The 420-nt window shown below is 40.2% G+C and carries 1 protein-coding gene; it reads right to left on the bottom strand.

The features are described 5' to 3' along the window. On the bottom strand, positions 1–420 hold a 420-nt coding region (locus A3761_RS03035; protein ID WP_156491544.1), incomplete at both ends, for a PAS domain S-box protein.

Genomic DNA, 420 nt, shown 5'->3' with positions numbered 1-420 from the left:
AGGTTTCTTGATAGGGATGGCTTTTAAGCAATGAAATACTGGTCTTCATCCAATGCGTGTCACCATTTGCATCGGTGCACTTGAGTTTACTCTGAATCAGACCTTCGGTATTAGGCGATAAGCTTTGTGTACTCAACTCCTGAGAGGAGATCGGGGGAAGGGAAAGTTTGTTTTCCAGTATCGAAATTGGCTGCCCCTCCAGCTTCATATCACAGCTACCAGTAAGCTTTAGAAATGCCTTACTGGCATAACTAATTGTGTGCTCCTTATCTATAATTAATACTGTACTATCACTACTCTCAATCGCTTGGGATAAGAGTTGCAGTGATACTTCACGCTTTTTACGCTGATTTATTTCTTCCGTAAGTTCGTAGTTTATTTTGTTGATGGTTTCTGTTCTGGAAATTATTCGTTTCTCAA

It is taken from the genome of Oleiphilus sp. HI0123, from assembly GCF_001635315.1.
Note: the sequence above shows the minus strand (reverse complement) of the source record. Positions and strands in the feature narration are given on the sequence as shown.